This is a genomic window from Magnetococcus marinus MC-1 (assembly GCF_000014865.1).
Lineage (GTDB): Bacteria > Pseudomonadota > Magnetococcia > Magnetococcales > Magnetococcaceae > Magnetococcus > Magnetococcus marinus.
On record NC_008576.1, the window covers coordinates 446,152 to 464,950 of the forward strand.

10 protein-coding genes are annotated in these 18,799 nt (G+C 55.3%); 3 read left to right on the top strand and 7 right to left on the bottom strand.

Features of this window, described 5'->3' with window-relative positions; all coding sequences use genetic code 11:
- Positions 1-9: 9 nt before the first annotated feature.
- From MMC1_RS02015 to MMC1_RS02035, 5 genes are all read right to left on the bottom strand, one after another.
- Positions 10-1,554, bottom strand: a complete 1,545-nt coding sequence (locus MMC1_RS02015; protein WP_011712082.1) for an acyl-CoA carboxylase subunit beta — start codon at positions 1,552-1,554, stop codon at positions 10-12.
- 1,594 nt (positions 1,555-3,148) lie between these two features.
- Complete coding sequence (gene meaB, locus MMC1_RS02020; RefSeq protein ID WP_011712083.1) at positions 3,149-4,147, bottom strand: methylmalonyl Co-A mutase-associated GTPase MeaB; 999 nt, start codon at positions 4,145-4,147, stop codon at positions 3,149-3,151.
- An 11-nt stretch (positions 4,148-4,158) separates the two neighbouring features.
- A complete protein-coding gene (gene scpA, locus MMC1_RS02025; protein WP_011712084.1) occupies positions 4,159-6,303 on the bottom strand; it encodes a methylmalonyl-CoA mutase in 2,145 nt (714 codons plus the stop codon).
- Positions 6,304-6,732: 429 nt separating this feature from the next.
- A complete protein-coding gene (locus MMC1_RS02030; RefSeq protein ID WP_011712085.1) occupies positions 6,733-7,713 on the bottom strand; it encodes a hypothetical protein in 981 nt (326 codons plus the stop codon).
- 8 nt (positions 7,714-7,721) lie between these two features.
- A complete protein-coding gene (locus MMC1_RS02035; RefSeq protein ID WP_011712086.1) occupies positions 7,722-9,245 on the bottom strand; it encodes an MBOAT family O-acyltransferase in 1,524 nt (507 codons plus the stop codon).
- A 155-nt stretch (positions 9,246-9,400) separates the two neighbouring features.
- On the opposite strand from MMC1_RS02035, the gene MMC1_RS02040 reads away from it, so the two are divergent.
- Positions 9,401-10,537, top strand: a complete 1,137-nt coding sequence (locus tag MMC1_RS02040; protein ID WP_011712087.1) for a glycosyltransferase family 4 protein — start codon at positions 9,401-9,403, stop codon at positions 10,535-10,537.
- A gap of 83 nt (positions 10,538-10,620) precedes the next feature.
- Here MMC1_RS02040 and MMC1_RS02045 read toward each other — a convergent pair whose 3' ends face one another.
- Positions 10,621-11,505, bottom strand: a complete 885-nt coding sequence (locus MMC1_RS02045; RefSeq protein ID WP_011712088.1) for a hypothetical protein — start codon at positions 11,503-11,505, stop codon at positions 10,621-10,623.
- A 297-nt stretch (positions 11,506-11,802) separates the two neighbouring features.
- Positions 11,803-15,147, bottom strand: a complete 3,345-nt coding sequence (locus tag MMC1_RS02050) for a transglutaminase family protein (RefSeq protein WP_011712089.1) — start codon at positions 15,145-15,147, stop codon at positions 11,803-11,805.
- A gap of 163 nt (positions 15,148-15,310) precedes the next feature.
- On the opposite strand from MMC1_RS02050, the gene MMC1_RS02055 reads away from it, so the two are divergent.
- Together MMC1_RS02055 and MMC1_RS02060 are read left to right on the top strand one after the other, a co-directional pair.
- The gene (locus MMC1_RS02055; RefSeq protein WP_011712090.1) at positions 15,311-17,839 is read left to right on the top strand and encodes a circularly permuted type 2 ATP-grasp protein; all 2,529 of its coding nucleotides are present in this window, start codon (positions 15,311-15,313) and stop codon (positions 17,837-17,839) included.
- Entirely contained in the window at positions 17,839-18,726 is an 888-nt protein-coding gene (locus MMC1_RS02060; RefSeq protein WP_011712091.1) for a transglutaminase family protein, read from the top strand. Before MMC1_RS02055 ends, MMC1_RS02060 begins: the two co-directional genes overlap by 1 nt.
- Positions 18,727-18,799: the final 73 nt, after the last annotated feature.

Sequence of the window (18,799 nt, forward strand, 5' to 3'; positions counted from 1 at the left end):
AGTCCGTCCTTACAGGGGCATGTTGGCGTGTTTTTTCCAAGGGTTTTGAAGATCTTTATCCTTCATCAAACGCAATCCACGGATCACCCGATAGCGGGTGTTGTGGGGCATGATGACATCATCAATAAAGCCTTTGCTGGCGGCGATGAACGGATTGGCAAACTTATTGGTATACTCGTCGGTCTTCTCTTGCAGCTTGGCGGCAGGGTCATCGGCCTCCTTGATCTCATTACGGAAGATAATCTCCGATGCCCCTTTGGGACCCATCACCGCAATCTCCGCGTTGGGCCAAGCATAATTTAGGTCGCCACGTAGGTGTTTGGAGGCCATCACGTCATAAGCCCCGCCATAAGCCTTGCGGGTGATGACGGTGATTTTGGGCACGGTACACTCGGCATACGCAAACAGCAATTTAGCGCCATGTTTAATGATACCGCCCAGCTCTTGCTGGGTACCGGGTAGAAAACCGGGCACATCCACAAAGGTGACGATGGGAATATTAAAGCAGTCGCAAAACCGCACAAAGCGGGCTGCTTTAATGGCGGAATTAATATCCAAACAGCCTGCGAGTACCAGTGGTTGGTTGGCGACGATCCCTACGGTGCTGCCCTCCATGCGTCCAAAACCGATGATAATGTTTTTGGCGTAACCGGCTTGCACCTCCATAAAATCGTTATTATCCACCACCTTTTCGATAAGCTCTTTCATATCATAGGGTTTGGTGGCATCCATGGGTACCAGATGATCCAGGGTCATATCGGGGCGATTTGCGGGATCATGGGTTTCGACCAGGGGGGGTTTTTCGGTGTTATTGGAGGGCAGAAAGCTCATGAGGCGGCGTAGCTGTTTGAGCATGCTCATATCGTTGTCGAAGGCAAAGTCTGCTACACCGGAGCGGGTGGCGTGGGTGACGGCTCCCCCCAGGTCTTCGGCGGTTACTTCTTCGTGTGTGACGGTTTTTACCACATCGGGACCGGTCACGAACATATAGGAGGTATCTTTGACCATAGCGATAAAGTCGGTCAGTGCGGGGGAGTAGACGGCACCTCCGGCGCAGGGTCCCATAATGGCGGAGATTTGCGGGATGACGCCGGAGGCCATGACATTGCGTTGGAACACTTCGGCGTAGCCGGCGAGGGAGCTAACCCCTTCATGGATACGGGCACCGCCGGAGTCGTTGAGTCCGATCACGGGGGCGCCGACTTTGAGGGCCATATCCATAATTTTGCATATTTTTGTGGCGTTGGCTTCGGATAGGGAGCCGCCAAACACGGTAAAGTCTTGGGAGAACACAAAGACGGCGCGGCCAAAGATGGTGCCGTGACCGGTGACGACGCCATCACCGGCGATACGTTTGTCGGCCATGCCGAAGTCGATGCAGTTATGGGTGACGAACATATCCAGTTCTTCGAAGGAGCCTTCGTCCAGCAGTACGTCGATGCGTTCACGGGCGGTGAGTTTGCCTCGTGCGTGTTGGCTATCGATACGAGCTTGGCCACCGCCCAGGCGTGCTTGGTTACGGAGGTGATCGAGTTTTTCAATAATTTCCTGCATGGCGATGGTCTCTCCCGGTTGCTTTCTAAGTCGTTAGACTTTACGGAGTGTTATCTCCATTTTGCCCTTATATTCAGGGCTTTTATGCTAAAAAGGGGTCTGAGGGGAGGTGTTTTTTTCCCTCAGGTTTTTTCTTTTAGTTTGTTGATTTTGTAGCAAAATCTCCCGGTATAGCACTTAATTTTATAGCTTTTACGCTTAAAAAAAGGTTTGAGGGGGGTCTGGGGGGAGAAGTTCTCTGTCTCCCCTCAGGTTTTTTCTTTTAGTTTGTTGATTTTGTAGCAAAATCTCCCGGTATAGCACTTAATTTTATAGCTTTTACGCTTAAAAAAAGGTTTGAGGGGGGTCTGGGGGGAGAAGTTCTCTGTCTCCCCTCAGGTTTTTTCTTTTAGTTTGTTGATTTTGTAGCAAAATCTCCCGGTATAGCACTTAATTTTATAGCTTTTACGCTTAAAAAAAGGTTTGAGGGGGGTCTGGGGGGAGAAGTTCTCTGTCTCCCCTCAGGGTTTTGCTTTTAGTTTGTTGATTTTGTAGCAAAATCTCCCGGTATAGCACTTAATTTTATAGCTTTTACGCTTAAAAAAAGGTTTGAGGGGGGTCTGGGGGGAGAAGTTCTCTGTCTCCCCTCAGGGTTTTGCTTTTAGTCTTTTGTTTTTTTTGTTTTTTCTTTTAGGCTCGCCCTTCGCAACGGGAGCTAAGCTGCGTCTTTTTGCAGCTTAGCGACCAGCGAGCCAGCTTTTTAATCCGTATGGATGGGGAAATTGGGGTTTTTTTCCAATTTCCCCATCCATACGGATGCCAAACGCCCCAGCGGGGCTTAGGTCTGGGCGGTGGTTGGGGGATGTAGAGATTGACCCTCCCAGCGCCGGTGTGCCCAAGCGCGGTTTTCACCCCAGCCACTGCGTGCCCAACCGCCCGCCACGCTGGCGCGTGACATCGCTACCCTATGCCCCGTACCGCGCTCCTACACAACCCGTGCTCTCTTAATAAAACCCCTGCACCCTTGCTCCATCGGTACGGGGCTTTACAAAAGATCAAAAGATTAAAAAAGTCAAAAGATCTCAGGGCTTCGCCCCGAACCCCACTGGGCTCCGCCCAGACCCGGCAGGGCTCTGCCCTGCACCCGCTGGGTGGGCAAGCAGAGCTTCCCCCCAGACCCCCCAATCCCTTTTAATAATGGGACTCCCTGGACATAGAGGCATTCAGTTTCGAGTTGGGCTCTGTTGGGGCATGTAGAGATTTACCCTCCCAACTCCAATGTGCCCAACCGCCCGCCACGCTGGCGCGTGACATCGCTACCCTATGCCCCGTACCGCGCTCCTACACAACCCGTGCTCTCTTAATAAAACCCCTGCACCCTTGCTCCATCGGTACGGGGCTAAAAGATCAAAAGATTAAAAAAGTCAAAAGATCTCAGGGCTTCGCCCCGAACCCCACTGGGCTCCGCCCAGACCCGGCAGGGCTCTGCCCTGCACCCGCTGGGTGGGCAAGCAGAGCTTCCCCCCAGACCCCCCAATCCCTTTTAATAATGGGACTCCCTGGGCATAGAGGCATTCAAAATCACTAACACATTCCCTCTACCACCTCCCCCAACCTAAAGACCATCTGCCCCACCACCATCGGTAAAACGATCCAATAATAACTCCGCCGCAACCACCGCCGTCACCTCACCCGCAACCACCCGTAACTCCAAACCCTGCAAAATATCCTTAACCTGCACATGCGCCATAAAACGCTGCGTCAAACCATCCCGTACCAAATCCCACATCCACGCCCGCGCTTGCTCCTGACGCTTATATGCCAACGCCCCCGATGCCGTCATGCCCTCACGAAAACGTGAAAACAGTGACCATACCTCAGCCAAACCACGACCCTCCGCCGCACTGATCGTCATCACCTCAGGATCCCAACCCACCGAACCCCCATGCAATAACCTCAATGCCGACTCAATCCCACCCGCCGTACGCTGCGCCGCATCCACAAAGGCACCATCACTCTTGTTGACCAATACCAGATCCGCCAACTCCATAATGCCCCGCTTCATCCCCTGTAACTCATCCCCCGCATTGGGTAAGGCCATTAACACAAATAAATCTACCATGCCCGCCACCAAGGTCTCACTCTGACCCACACCAACCGTCTCAATTAAAATAATCTCATACCCCGCCGCCTCCAAAATCAACTGCGACTCCCGCGTGCAACGCGCAACCCCACCCAAACTCTCCCCCGCCGGCGAAGGCCGAATAAACGCCTGCCGCGATCCCGTCAAACGCGCCATGCGCGTCTTGTCCCCCAAAATGGAACCACCACTGCGCCGTGACGATGGATCAACCGCCAACACCCCAACCCGTAACCCCTGCTCAATTAAATAAAGCCCAAAAACCTCAATAAAGGTGCTCTTGCCCGCCCCAGGCGGTCCACTTATACCCACCCGTAACGCCCCCCCCGTGTGAGGCATCAACCCCGCCAACACCTCACGCGCCAAGAGCCTATCCTCAGCCCGTGAACTCTCCACCAACGTAATCGCCTTGGCCACCATGCGCCGGTTGCCCGCCAATACCCCGGCAATATACTCCTGGCCCGTGTGGCGCATGCCCAAACCCCTTAACCCCGCTTCGCCCGTATCGCCCGCAAAACCCGACCCGCCGCATCCACCACCGAAGTGCCCGGCCCAAAAATCTCCGCCACCCCCGCCTCACGCAAGAAAGCATAATCCTGCTCCGGGATCACCCCACCCGCAACCACCAAGACATCCTCCGCTTGCTCCGCACACAATGCCCTAATCAACGCCGGTATCAATGTATGATGCGCACCCGCTAAGGTCGATACCCCCAAAACATGCACATCGTTCTCAACCGCCTGCTGCGCCGCCTCCTCCGGGGTCTGAAACAGCGGACCAAGATCCACATCAAAACCCAAATCCGCAAAAGCACTGGCAATAACCTTGGCTCCCCGGTCATGCCCATCCTGCCCCATCTTCACCACCAACAAACGCGGACGCCGACCCTCCTCCTGCGCAAAAGCCTCAATATCCCGCCGTAACGCCTTCCACGTCTCATCCTCTTCCCACACCTTGCCATACACTCCCGTGGTTGCCTGCGCTTTGTCCTGAAAACGACCATATACCTGCTCCAAAGCGCTGGTAATCTCCCCACCCGTAGCCCGCGCCGCCGTCGCCTCAATGGCCAGTGCTAATAGATTGCCCTCCCCAGAAGCCGCCGCCGCCGTCATGCGAGCCAAAATCTCCGCCACCTGAGCATTGTCCCGATTCGCCTTGACCCACTGCAACCGGGCTACCTGTGACGTGCGTACCGCATCATTATCCACCACCAACACATCCACCGGATCCTCCTGTGGGGGACGATACCGATTAACCCCCACAATCACATCCAACCCCTTATCAATACGTGCCTGCCGCTCCGCCGCCGAGGCCTCAATACGGCGGCTCGGCAAACCCGCCGCAATGGCCTTGACCATGCCACCCTTGGCCTCAACCTCCTCAAAAATCGCCCACGCCTTCTCCGCTAACGCCCGGGTTAAACTCTCCATCATGTAAGAACCCGCCCACGGATCAACCACGTGGGTAATGTGGCACTCCTCCTGCAAAATAAGCTGGGTGTTGCGGGCAATACGGGCCGAAAAATCCGTGGGTAGGGCCATCGCCTCATCCAATGCGTTGGTGTGCAACGATTGAGTGCCACCAAAAACCGCCGCCATCGCCTCCACCGTCGTGCGTACCACGTTGTTGTAGGGATCTTGCGAGGTCAACGACCAACCCGAAGTCTGACAGTGGGTGCGTAACATACTCGACCGGGGATCACTGGGTTTAAAACCCTCCATAATCCGCGTCCAGAGCAGCCGCGCCGCACGTAACTTGGCAACTTCCATAAAGAAATTCATGCCAATGCCAAAGAAAAACGATAAGCGAGGGGCAAAAGCATCCACCGTCAAGCCACGGCTAATAGCTGTCTCTACATAGGCTTTGCCATCCGCTAAGGTATAGGCCAACTCCAAGGCCGCATCCGCTCCCGCCTCCTGAATATGGTATCCAGAGATTGAGATGGTGTTAAACTTGGGCATATGCTCAGAGGCATACACAATAATATCCCCAATAATGCGCATGGAAGGCTCAGGGGGATAGATGTAGGTGTTGCGCACCATAAACTCTTTGAGAATATCATTCTGAATGGTGCCGCTTAGCTGATCCTCCGTAACCCCTTGTTCACGGGCGGCCACCACATACCCCGCTAAAATGGGTAGCACCGCACCATTCATAGTCATGGAGACCGAAACTTTGTCTAAAGGAATGCCGTCGAACAAAATTTTCATATCTTCCACACTGTCTATGGCCACCCCAGCTTTGCCTACATCCCCCACCACCCGAGGGTGGTCCGAGTCATAACCCCGGTGCGTTGCCAGATCAAAGGCGACAGAGATACCCTGACCACCACCCGCCAAGGCTCGTTTATAAAAGGCGTTGGAGGCTTCCGCTGTAGAAAACCCCGCATATTGACGGATGGTCCAGGGTCGGCTGGCATACATGGTCGGGTAGGGACCACGGGTATAGGGTGCCATGCCGGGCATGGTGTCGCTCTCCCAACCATGGGCCGTGAGGTCGGCTGAAGTGTAGAGGCTTTTAACCTCAATACCCTCGGCACTGTGCCAGTGCAGGCTCTCCAGCGGTTTTCCCTTCAGGCTTTTTGTCGCCAGTGCTTGCCAATCTGCCAAAGTAGGCTTGCTGTGGGCCATTGTGGTGTTCCCCTGTATGCCGTCAGTGCATCTGCATGAATGGTTTTCAAAGCGTATTCCACGTTAAACGCTTGGCATGCACGTCCATCTGATTAAACCATTGGAGCGGGGGCATGCCGTGCCAATTGCACTTAGCCCGATCATGGGAATACGCTATTTAACCACCATATATGAAACGGTTTGAATTAATCAAGCCTATGTTTTTTAACTATTTGCGTGGTTTATGTGGGGTGTTGGCAGAGATAATAGTGATGCCCGTTGATATACCTAAACAGAGCACGTGTTGCTTTGCATAATGTCTATGAAAGATGGGGATGTTTTGCCGATTAGTAGGAATAATGCACGGCCAAATCAAGTTTATTATTTCTCTATTGAATAGGGGGTAAAGGGGTTTGGGTGGAGAAAATGGGCCATATTTTTTCAGGTGGCTTATCGGTTGATCGCGCTTTGATAGTGGGTTACCCAGTTTGCGGTGGAATCGTGAGTGACCTCTAAACCAAATTCATCAACATGACCCGATAAACGGTGAGCGATGCGTTGCGTGACCGACAAATCATAGTGGCTGCCATCATAGGTATAGGCGGGATTGGCTGTTATCTGGGAGGGTAGGGCGAAATCATAAAAGCGTGTAAAATGGGTTTTAACCTGTTGGTAGAGATTGATAATTGTTTCTAAACGGTAATGTTCCAGCCAAAAAGCCACATGCCGGGTAGATTCCGGGGGTATGTAGCCAAGCCGTTGACTGTGGGGAAAAATCTCGGCCAAGGCCGCGTAGTGATGTAGATTGTGCCCGCCCAGTGGCAGCTTCAAACGATCCGACGGTCTATCCAGGGCAGGTTGATAGGGGGGCAGCCCATCCTCGACTCGGCAGATAAACTGCCCGTCATAATAGCGGGGCAGGGGCGATTGACCCCGTTGTAGTTGGCGAGAGAGCGCCACAGCACCCCACGAAAGATAGCTGCGTAAGGCGCTAGGCGGTTTTTCCATACGCTGCACAAACGCAGGAATGGAGAGGGCATCCTCCCACTTGGCTAGGTTATACAGATCCACCCCCACAATAATTAACTTAGGGTTGGGATTCCATTTTTTAACATAGCGGGCATACGCCACAATCTCCTCAATGCGGCCGGAGGAAAAGGCAAAATTAAAACAGCGATACCCTTTAATCTGCTGGGGGTTAAGCAGCGTGGTGCGGGAGCTGCCAAAGATAAAGCAGTCATAGCTGTCGGGATGGCGCAAAAACTGATTGGTTTTAGAGAGGCGCTCGTCAAAGGTGTAGTTCACCGGACGAAATTGGTTGCCCGCAAAATACCAGAGAGGGTCCCACAAGGCGTTGTAGAGAAAAACAGCGCCCAGTACCCCGATAACGGTAAGGCTAAGGGCGAGGCCGTAACGGTGTATGGGCTGCATAAGGGGCCTCAAAACTGAAAATAGAGAAAGGCACTGACCTGCTGCAAGGAGAGCAGCACCCCGGCTAAAATCAACCCCGTATAGATCCCCCACCGTGCCGTTGGTCGCCAAAGCAAGCCTTGGAAAGATGCTTGGCTGTGGCTTAGCTGATTGGCCAACTCCGGGGCTACATGCTGGCGCATCATTTGATAGGTGTTGGGCAGCACCCAAGCGGCCAGCAAAGCCATGCCAACTTGGGCTATGGCGGTGGTGTGGTTTAACAGACCATGGGGTGCGATGCCCGTATAATTTAACCAACTCCAATGGGGCAGCCACGGTGCCAAAGTGGCCGGTAGCGTCACCCCATGCAACCCAAACATGGCAGCCAATAGGTGGCTGGCTCCGGCAAAGCTGGTGGCACGGAAGAAGACCCACCCCACCACCACGGCCATAAAGGTTAGCCCCACTGCAAACCAAGGATGCAGTGTGAAACGCTTGGTGCCCACATGCTGCCACGCATGGTTAATCATCAAATAAGTGCCGTGCAAGAGCCCCCACACCATAAAGGTCCAACCTGCGCCATGCCATAATCCACCCAACAGCATGGTGAGCATCAGGTTGGTATAGCGTCGCCAGGGTGCACAGTGCCCACCCCCCAAAGGGATATACAGATAGTCTCTTAAAAAGCGGGAGAGGGTCATATGCCAGCGCCGCCAAAATTCAATAATCGAGTGGGCTTTATAAGGGGAGTTAAAATTAAGGGGCAAGTGAATGCCAAACAGACGTCCCAAACCGATAGCCATGTCCGAATAGCCAGAAAAATCAAAATAGATCTGCCCGGTATAGGCCAGCACCCCGAGCCATGCCTCGACCAAGGAGAGCGCCCCCCCCGCCTCTGCTTGGTTAAAAATGACATCCGCATGGGGGGCTAATGTGTCGGCAATGAGCACTTTTTTACCCAAGCCAATGATAAAAATAGTCAGCCCCACATAGAGATCAGTCGCACTGGGCCGTAGGGCCTCTGCCCCGCGAAACTGCCCCATCATCTCCTTATGGTGTACGATAGGCCCAGCTATAAGCTGCGGGAAAAAAGTAACAAAGAGCATGTAGTGTAAAGGGTTATGCACATCGACCTGCTGGCGATGACAATCCACCAGATAGGCAATCTGCTGAAAAGTAAAAAAGGAGATCGCCAAAGGTAGCACAATCTGCGGTAAGGACCACGAGCTGTGCAACAACTGGTTAAGGGTATGACCGACAAACAGGGCATACTTAAACCAACCCAATAGGCCCAAATTAACCAAAATGCCCACAGTCAGCAGCGCAACACTGCCGCGCCGCTGTAGAATCATGCCCGCCAGCGCATAGTTAATGCCCATGGAGAGTAAAATTAACAGCAAATAGCGTGGGTTCCACCACCCATAAAAAAACAGCGAGGCGGCCACCAACCATGGCAGTGTCAACTGCTCAGTGGCATAGCGGCGTAGCAGCATGGTCACAGCCCATACGGTGGGGAGAAAATAGAGCAAAAAAGTGTAAGAGTTAAACAGCACCGATTAATGATCCTATGCCTGCTGAAGAGATGATTCCCTTGCAACCATGCAAAAAGGTCGCCTAATCCCACCAGCACTTGGGTCTGCCTTTCCCCTTGGGTATGCTGTAGGTCGCCCAACCGGGTTTTCATGTTGCGCCATGTATAGGATCAACCATGCGCCTGAGCTTTTTATGTCACGAATTTCCCCCCACCGGCGGCGGCGCTGCATCGGCCCTGGACCACTTTACCCGTGTCTTGGTTAAGCGGGGCCATCGGGTCCAGATTTTGACCATTGGTCTGGGGGCAAAAACCCTGCGTGAAACCCTGGATGAGCGTCAAATCATTCGCTATGGGGTGGGGCGGCGCAGTATGCTTTCGCCAACCACCACAGAGCTATTACGTAGTTACTGGGCGTTGCGTCATCGCAGTAAACGGGATCTGGCCGAATTTAAACCCGACTGCTCGGTGGCCTTTTTTGCCTTTCCCGCCGGGCATGCCTTGCTTAAACAGCGGCGCCGTTTGACCGGTCCCATGGCGGTCTCCATTCGTGGTTCAGATATTCCCGGATTTTCCAAAAAGCGTTGGGGGCTCTTTCAATGGCTGCAACCCTGGCTGGTGCGCCCTGTGTTAGAGGGAGCCGATCGAGTCTTTGCCAATGGTGAAACCCTGGCCACCTTAACCCGCGCTTTTGCCCCGCACATTGCGGTGACGAGTATCCCCAATGGGGTGGATACCCAACAGTTTAGCCCGGCTGATCGGGCGGTGGGTGCCCATGATGGTCCCTTAAGGGTGCTCTCAGTGGGGCAGTTGATCCCCCGCAAACAGGTGGCGTTATTGCTGGCAGGGGCGGCCCTGTTGCAAAGACCCTTAGAGATCACCTTGGCAGGTTCCGGCCCACTAGAAGAGCCCCTAAAAGCCCAGGCAGCGCAACTGCCCCCCCCCATTAAGGTACACTTTTGTGGCCATACTCAGCGCGAGGCAATGCCCCAACTCTATCGGGCGCATGATCTGTTGGTCCACCTCTCCGGTGCAGAGGGGGTCTCTAACGTTGCGTTGGAAGCCTTAGCCAGTGGTCTACCCCTGTTGGCTACCCCCCAGGCATTGGGACCCGAGTTTGTGGGGAGTCGTGGAGTAATGGTGCTGCATGATCCCAACGAAGCCGCCCTGGCAGAGGCCCTTTTGACACTGGATAGCCAGCGTCAAAGGTTGGGCCAGATGGGGCACGAAGCGCGACACTTTGCCGAGCGCTTTGACTGGCAGCGGGCAGCCGCTCAGTTTGAGGCACAGATGAGCCGCTTGTGGTTGGCCTGAGGCCATCAAACTTGGCGGTCATAGCCATAAAAAAAGAGCCGTGTGCGAAGGCACACGGCTCTTTGATTTCAAAATGAGATCCCTTATTTGCCGCTGGCTGCTTGGCTCAGGGCTTCGACAATGGCATCGGGGGCCGCAGAGATCTCCATGAAAGTCCCCATGCTTAAATCAGGAAAGCTCTGTGCCATACGAAACTTGCCGTGCAACATAACCACCTTGCCGCCACTCACCAGCATCTCATAGGGCAGGTGGGCGGTATGTTTCAGGGGGGCGGTATCAATGATACCCATAACAGCCTTGTCAGCCCCGGCCCCTTCATTGAGAGCCACACCAAACAGGCTCTCTTCTTTACCAGGAATATCAATGCGGTAGACCTTGGCTGTACCACCCGCACCCTTTTGCAGACCCGCCTCCACCGCAGCCACTGCCGCTTGATAGTTGCTATGGCTGGCCAATTTCTCCACATCCTCAAAATCGGGCATAAAGATCATGTATTGGTAGAGACGCAGACGCTCCTTCTCCATACCCGCCGCCGAACCAAAGCTCTGTTTGTTACCCAAAGCTGCGGTCAAACGACCCAACAGTGCGCTACCATCATCTTCCAGCCGATAGGCATGGGCCATCCAGCGGGGATCGGTATAGGCCACCTGCACCGTGCCCTCCACTGCCGTAACCGAGATGCGGGTTGCTGCGCCAAAACCACCATGCTCACTCTTGGCGGCCAAGGCTTGTTGAGCGCCACTGGTGGCAATCAGCACTTGGGCATCGCCGTTGAGCGCATATTGACCCACCACATCAAAGCCCGCACCACTTAAACGGTCCTTTACTTGGGTTAAACCATCATCCACCGTGGGGGCGGCAATATCGGCCAAAACGTAAGGAAAATAAACTTCCGCGTGGGCCGTGGAGAGCGCCACAACGGGGACTAAACAGAGGGCAAACAGCAACGACCAGAGGCGCTTGAGCATGGTGTTCTCCATCAAAAAGATTTAATAGCGATAGATTGTTGATATCGGGCCAGCGACGTTAACGCAACAAGATTCTATGCATGGGGTCATATATATCTGCGACCCCCATGCTGTAAAACTTATCGTTAAAAATGGAGGTAAATGAGAAGCTATTGATCTTTGTTAAAAAACTGTGGTGGTGAGAGGTCCATGGTTTTGCCCTAGAGAGGGGGGTCAGGTAAATACCCTACATGCAGCGGAGCGCTCCCATGCATCAAGGTAGCGGGAGAGGCCCTTGGGCCTCTCCCGTGTCAGCGGTCAACCCCAGCGGCGCAGGTCCAGGGTGTGGGGAAATTCGTTGCTGCGCAGGGGCAGCGGGGGGGTGGGTGCTACTTTACCACTACCTTGGGGTATAAATTTGCCCGGTCCCGCCGGAGAGGGGCTGGGGACAAAGGGACCAATGGTGTGGCCATGGTTCCAGAACTGACTGATGCGGCGAGATTCGGCCTCATAGGCATTGACGGGGAAGGTGTCATAGTTACGCCCACCTGGATGCCCCACATGGTAGGTGCAACCCCCTAATGAGCGACCATTGCGCAGATCCACCACATCCACCACCAGGGGGGCATGAGTTGGCATAAGGGGATGCAGGGCGGCCCAGGGTTGCCACGCTTTAAAGCGTACCCCCGCCACATATTCGCCATTGATGCCGGTGCTGTGCAGGGGCAGTTCAAAGCCATTGCACATGACCGTATATTGATCGCGGTGTAGGCCATTAACTTTGACCTGCATGCGCTCTAAGGATGAATCCACAAAGCGGGTTGTACCGCTCTGCCCAGCCTCTTCACCCAGCACATGCCACGGCTCCAGGCCGGCCCGCAGCTCCAGGTGGATATCCCCCACCTGAATCTCCCCCCATTTGGGGAAGCGGAATTCAAAGAAGGGTTCCAGCCAAGCCAACTGAAAGGGATACCCCTCGCGGTTGAGGTCGTCCACCACCTCTTCCATATCTCGCCGTACATAGTGGCCCAACAGATAGCGGTCGTGCAGATCGGTGCCCCAGCGGATTAAGGGGTGCCGGTAGGGGGCTTTCCACATGCGGGCAATGATGGTGCGCAGCAACAGCATTTGCACCAACGACATCTGGGCATGGGGGGGCATTTCAAAGGCGCGTAACTCGAGCAAACCCAGGCGTCCCGTGGGGCCATCGGGGGAGTAGAGCTTGTCGATGCAAAACTCGGTGCGGTGGGTATTACCGGTGACATCCACCAAAATATTACGCAGCAGCCGGTCTACAATCCATGGCTGTACCACCTGCCCGCTGGGAAACTGGCTGAGGGCCAGCTCCAGCTCATAGAGGGCATCATCCCGTCCCTCATCCACACGGGGGGCCTGGGAGGTAGGACCAATAAACAGACCAGAGAAGAGATAGCTCAAGCCGGGGTGGTGCTGCCAATAGGTGATTAAGCTGGCCAGCAGGTCGGGACGGCGCAGCATGGGGCTATCGGCTGGGGTAATCCCACCCAGGGTCACATGGTTACCGCCGCCGGTGCCATTTTGGCGGCCATTGAGCATAAATTTCTCGGTGCCTAAGCGTGCTTGATGGGCCATCTCATAGAGGGCTTCGGTATTTTCCACCATCTCATGCCAATGGGCAGAGGGGTGTACGTTGACCTCGATCACACCGGGATCGGGGGTGACATAAAACTTTTTCAGGCGGGGATCTTCGGGGGGTGAGTAGCCCTCCAGCAAAATGCAGATGCCCAAAGCTTGCGCCGTGGCTTCTATGACGGAGACCAGCGCCAAAAAGCCCTCTACATGGGTAAGAGGGGGAATAAACAGATAGAGTCGCCCTTCCCGCACCTCGACACAGAGCGCGGTCTGCATAAAGGTCTCCACCTGGGGATGGGGGGGAATGGCCGGTTCTTTGCCCTTTTTGGCCGTTTTGGTTTCCGCCTGTTTGGCCAACTGTTTATATTTGGGCAGTCTGCCTAGGGTATCGAAAAGATCCTGTTCCGGGGTGAGGGGGCGCTCGGCAGGGGATTGATAGAAGAGGCTCTCCAACGGCAAACGCAGCCCGATGGCGGAGTTACCCGGAATTAAAAACAGATGCTCCCGGCGAAAGCTCCATTTACAGCTATCCCAGCGCTGGTCGTAGGCGTTCCACGCCATAGGTAGCACGTAGCCCACCGGGTTTTGCAGGCCATGCTGGAGCACTTGAGCCATCTTTTGCCGCTCAATGCCATCTTTGAGGTTAAATTTAAAGGGATCCAGATTGACCGGCAGCTTGGCTTCGGCCCACACATAGTAAAAGGGATCTTCGTAGGCTGGGCTGACAAATTTGCCCAAATGGCCCAAGCGACGGGCCAACTCGCCCATGAAGGCTTCGGCCTCATCGGCACCATAGCCATAATCCACGGTGGGAAAACCCAGCAGGTTGATGTCCCGCCAGATCGGCTCGCCATCGGTGCGCCAGTAGCAGCCATAGCGCCAGCGGGGAATGGGTTCTCCAGGGTACCATTTGCCCTGCCCAAAGTGGTAGATGCCCCCAGGGGCAAAGTGATTGCGCATGCGTCCCAGTAGATCCACCGCCCGCTCACGCTTATGGGGGCCATCGGCGGCCTCGGTCCATTGGGGGCTCTCAAAATCATCCACCGAGACAAAGGTGGGTTCACCCCCCATGGTTAGGCGTACATCCTCTTTTTTAAGCAGCTTATCTACATCCTCACCCAGGGTGAGGATGTCAGACCACTGGCTGCTGCTGTAGGGCTTGGTGACGCGGGGATCCTCATGGATGCGTACCACAGTGTTTTTATAGTGAAAGGTGGTCTCGCATTTATCGGTGGCACCGGTGACGGCGGCGGCTGAAGCAGGGATGGGTGTACAGGCGAGGGGAATATGCCCCTCACCGGCAAACAGGCCGGAGGTGGGGTCCAGGCCAACCCAGCCAGCACCGGGAATATAGACCTCACACCAGGCGTGCAGGTCGGTAAAATCTTCGGTAGGCCCTGAGGGGCCATCCAGACTTTTCACATCGGGGGTGAGCTGCACCAGATAACCGGAGACAAAGCGAGCGGCCAAACCCAGTTGGCGCATGGCCTGCACCAGCAGCCACCCGGTATCGCGGCAGGAGCCGGTGCCTCGGCTAAAGGTCTCTTCACAGGTTTGCACGCCGGGTTCCATGCGGATGGTGTAGCCAATATCCTTATTCAGCTTGGCATTGAGCTCCACCAAAAAATCGACGGTGCCTTTGCTGCCCTTAAAATCTTTTAACCACTTTTTGAGCGCGGGGCTCTCTTCGGTCATTTTAAGATAGGGGGTGAGATCCTCGCGCAGGGCCTGTTCATAGGCAAAGGGGAACGCTTTGGCGCTATCTTCCAGAAAAAACTCAAAGGGGTTGATGGTGACCATATCGGCCACCACCTCGACATCCACAGTAAGCTGGTCGGTCTTTTCCTGGAACACCAGCCGGGCCAGATAGTTGCCAAAGGGGTCCTGTTGCCAGTTAATAAAATGGTTTCCAGGAGAAATTTTTAAGGAGTAAGCCCGAATGGGGGTGCGACAGTGGGGGGCTGGACGCAGCCGAAACACATGGGGCGAAAGGTTAACCATACGGTCGTAGCAATATTGGGTATGGTGATGAATGGCAACTTGAATGGTCATAACCAGCTCCTGAATACGAAAAACCTATTGTGGTCATTCCCCTTAGGGCGTGAATCACGTAGACTGTGTAACGGATCGGTTGTGGAAGTCTCTTCCTCAACCGATATAAGAGGGGGTCCCCTCTGTACGCCTTATCAGCAAATTCAAAGATCTGTAGCCTATTATGACGCCTAAAGCCATACCCATTGTTGATGGAGCAGCTGGTCCTGCCTATGATGAGGCATTCGAACAGCCAGGAAAACCCCGTGCCCACTGGCGTCGCTATCTGGACTATCTCTATAGCCGAGGGCCACAACTGCCGGTACAATTGGAACGGGATGCCGACCGCCTGATGCGTGAACTGGGCGTGACTTACAATCTGCACGGCGGTTCGGGGCGGCGTGGTCAGCCGTGGCCCTTTGACCCCATTCCCTTGATTCTGGATACCGGCAACTGGAAAGCTCTCGAAGAGGGGGTTATCCAGCGCCATAGGTTGCTTACTCTGCTGCATCGTGACATCTACGGCAAGCAGACATCGGTGCGCCAAGGCTTATTGCCACCGGAACTGCTCTACCGGTGCGGTCAGTTTTTGTTTGCAGCCCATGGGGCCACCCCAGAGGATATGATCCCCATGCCCCTCTATGGGGTGGATCTTATCCGCGACCGAGATGGCCGCCACAAGGTGGTCAGTGACCGCACCTCATCCCCGTCGGGACATGGTTATGTATTGCAAAACCGACGGGTGATGAACCGGCTTTACGCCGAAAGCTCACAGTTTAACAATGTTCCTGTCTTATTACCCTTTTTTAAATCCATGCGCAGCCGATTAGCGGGCTTAACCCCCTACGCTAAGCACGATGCCCATGTGGTCCTGCTTAGCCCAGGGCCGGCCAACGAGATCTATGTGGAGCACGCGCTGCTGGCCCACTATCTGGGGTTGATCCTCAGCCAAGGGGCCGATCTGACCGTGCGCAATGGGCGCTTGTGGATCAAATCCCTAAGTGGGCTGTTGCCGGTGGATGTACTGCTGCGCAAGGTGGATGAGAGCTTTTGTGACCCCTTGGAGCTGCGGGACGATTCACGCTTGGGGGTGGTGGGGCTGACCCAGGTGGCCCGCAGTGGTCGCTTGGCGCTGGCCAATGCATTGGGCACTGCCATGCTGGAGAACCTCGCTCTGCATGCCTATCTACCCCGTTTGGCGCGTTTTTTCCTCGACGAGCCGTTGCTGTTGGAAAATCCCTATACCCTATGGATGGGGGATCCACTCCACCGCCAACTGGTGGCGGAGGAGCCACACCGCTTTGTCATTCTGCCTGCCCGTTATGATCCCAGTACCCCCATGAATGGCTTGAGCCGCGATGAGGCGCTCGAACAGGCTCTGCTGGAGCAGCCCCATGCCTTTGTGGCGCGGGAGCGTTTGTATCCTTCGCGCACCCCTTCGGTACAGCGGGGGCAGATCACCAGTCAGCCGGTGCAGATGCGTCTTTACCTCAATAGCGATGGCGAGGATACCGCCGTTATGCCCGGTGGTTTGGCGCGGGTCTCGCCCCAGGTGGAGCGGCTCACCTTCTCACCCCGGCAGGGGGGGTTGAGCAAAGATATTTGGGTGATGCACGATCACCCTATCGAAGATCGCGGTGGTGTGATTACCGCCACCTCGATTGATCCCTCCCCCATGGTGGGGGTGCCCAGCCGGGTGGCGGAGAGCCTATTCTGGTTGGGGCGTTATATGGAGCGCTCCGAGAGTGCCATCCGCCTATTCCGCGAGCATTTAATGCTGCAAACCCAGGAGACCGGCTTGGGGGTGCGTCAGCGTATTCACTGCCGCAACCGTTTTTTGGTGGCCTTTACCCGCGTCACCGGTACCCGGCCCGGCTTTGAGGGGGAGGAGGGTGCTTATAACCTTGCCAATCCGGCCCCGGAGCTGCGTTCCGCTTTGCTGGACTCGGACCGAGCCGGTTCCCTAGCCTTTTCGCTGCGGGCGATGATCCAAAACGCCTTTTCGGTACGGGATCGACTCTCCACCGATACGTGGCATGTGGTGGATGACATTGCCACGGTTTTGGACCGCTTGCAGCAGGACCCGGATAAGGATCTGCAAAACCTATTTTGGGAGACCGCCCCTCTGTTGCATGGCCTGACCGCTTTTTCTGGGCTGATTTGGGAAAATATGTATCGGGATCTGGGGTGGCGTTTTCTGGATATGGGGCGGCGTATGGAGCGGGGCCTGTTCCTGACCCACCTGTTGGAGACCACCCTCGGCTCGGATGCCGATGACTCCTTGGAGATCGCGGTGTTGGAGCGGTTGTTGGCCATCAATGACTCACTGGCGGCGTTCCGCATGCGTTACCGCACCCAGTTAGGGGTGCCCCAGGTGTTGGAAAAGCTGTTGCAGGATGAAACCGATCCCCGCTCTTTGGTGTTCCAGTTGGAGTTGATGGAAAAACATGCCCGCGCGGTGGCCACTGGGGCTGATGAGAGCTTTTACCGCACCCATTTGGGACGGGTGGTGTTCGAGGCTTTGGCCACGGTGCGACTGGCCACACCCGAGCTGCTGAGCAAACCGGAGAAGGCGGGGGGCAGTCGAACCCATCTGGTGGCGCTGCTCAAGTTGATGAAAAAGTTTCTGCCGCTCTTTTCCGAATCGGCTTCTAACAGTTATTTCCGCCATGCCGAGGCAACGCACCTACTCTTTAAAACCGGGAGCGAGTGATGGAGTACCGGATTAAACATACCACGCTTTATCAATACAGCGAGCCGGTGACTCTCTGCCATAACCGGGCAATTCTCAAACCCAAGGATGGCATGGGGCAGAAGTGCCATAAATTTACCCTGCGCATTGATCCTGAGCCCGCCATTATGGAGAGCCATAAAGACGCCTTTGGTAACACGGTGCACTATTTTGAGATCCACGAGCCCCACAAGCAGCTGGAGATCACCGCCACCAGCCAGCTAACCCGTACCCCGGTGTTGCTACCCCCTATGGCCATGGAGAACTCTCCTGCGTGGGAGTCGGTACGCAGCCAGTTTGATGCCGGTGATGGTAATGAGGATATGGTGCATGTGGCGCTCTACCGCATGCCCTCACCCATGATACCGGCACTGCCGGCACTGGCTGAGTTGACCGACCCCATTTTCACCCCCGGACGCCCCATTCTAGAGGCGACCATGGCCTTTACCCAGGCGATCCATGAGGGTTTTAAGTATGACCCCGAGGCCACCACCATCGCCACCCCCATCACGGCGGTGCTGGCGCAACGGGCCGGGGTGTGCCAGGATTTTGCCCATATTGCGGTGGGTGCTTTACGCCAAATCGGTCTGGCCGCCCGTTATGTGAGTGGCTATCTGGAGACCTTACCGCCACCGGGTCAACCACGCTTAGAGGGGGCCGATGCCTCCCACGCTTGGTTTTCTCTCTATCTGCCGGGTTTGGGTTGGGTAGATTTTGACCCCACCAATGGCTGCATGACCGAGAGTCACCACCTGGTGGTGGCGGTGGGACGCGACTATGCCGACGTGCCCCCGGTTAAAGGGGTGGTGATGGGGGGTTGGGAGCATACCCTGGAAGTGGCGGTGGATGTGGTCAGGCAGACGGTTTAAGTGGATTGATTTATGCGGGGAGGAACGCAAACCCCCCCATACCAAGGGGCTGGGGGTATAAGTAACGCTGGCC

Excerpts from the sequence above, each read along its gene's own strand:
- MMC1_RS02040 (WP_011712087.1), top strand. The coding sequence starts at position 9,401 with ATGCGCCTGAGCTTTTTATGTCACGAATTTCCCCCCACCGGCGGCGGC.
- MMC1_RS02060 (WP_011712091.1), top strand. The coding sequence starts at position 17,839 with ATGGAGTACCGGATTAAACATACCACGCTTTATCAATACAGCGAGCCG.
- MMC1_RS02045 (WP_011712088.1), bottom strand. The coding sequence starts at position 11,505 with ATGCTCAAGCGCCTCTGGTCGTTGCTGTTTGCCCTCTGTTTAGTCCCC.
- meaB (WP_011712083.1), bottom strand. The coding sequence starts at position 4,147 with ATGCGCCACACGGGCCAGGAGTATATTGCCGGGGTATTGGCGGGCAAC.
- scpA (WP_011712084.1), bottom strand. The coding sequence starts at position 6,303 with ATGGCCCACAGCAAGCCTACTTTGGCAGATTGGCAAGCACTGGCGACA.
- MMC1_RS02030 (WP_011712085.1), bottom strand. The coding sequence starts at position 7,713 with ATGCAGCCCATACACCGTTACGGCCTCGCCCTTAGCCTTACCGTTATC.
- MMC1_RS02015 (WP_011712082.1), bottom strand. The coding sequence starts at position 1,554 with ATGCAGGAAATTATTGAAAAACTCGATCACCTCCGTAACCAAGCACGC.
- MMC1_RS02055 (WP_011712090.1), top strand. The coding sequence starts at position 15,311 with ATGACGCCTAAAGCCATACCCATTGTTGATGGAGCAGCTGGTCCTGCC.
- MMC1_RS02050 (WP_011712089.1), bottom strand. The coding sequence starts at position 15,147 with ATGACCATTCAAGTTGCCATTCATCACCATACCCAATATTGCTACGAC.